This is a genomic window from Halomonas sp. AOP30-A1-24 (assembly GCF_052378165.1).
GTDB classification, from domain to species: domain Bacteria; phylum Pseudomonadota; class Gammaproteobacteria; order Pseudomonadales; family Halomonadaceae; genus Vreelandella; species Vreelandella citrativorans.
Map to the genome: position 1 here is coordinate 1 of NZ_JBQSXL010000118.1, position 222 is coordinate 222.

Below are 222 nucleotides of genomic sequence, written 5' to 3' on the forward strand. Positions count from 1 at the left end.
GTAAGTGCCTATTCAAAATTAATCGCGTGCAAAACTCCATAGCCGCCGAGTAGGCGATGAACCTCATTGCAGAGGCGGTCAAACGAAAGATAGGCGCTTAACGGCAACCATGCGTACTTCATCTGCTTCCATAAAATCTCAATTAGATTCAGCTCTGGCGAGTAAGCTGATAGGTAGATCAAATGCACACGATGCGACATCCATTCTACTATTTTTCTCCTG

At 45.0% G+C, this 222-nt stretch carries 1 protein-coding gene; it reads right to left on the bottom strand.

All coding sequences use genetic code 11. The features are described from left to right. Positions 1–8: 8 nt before the first annotated feature. Positions 9–222: transposase (locus tag ACT3TJ_RS18120; RefSeq protein WP_193086012.1), on the bottom strand; the 214-nt coding region annotated here is incomplete at its 5' end.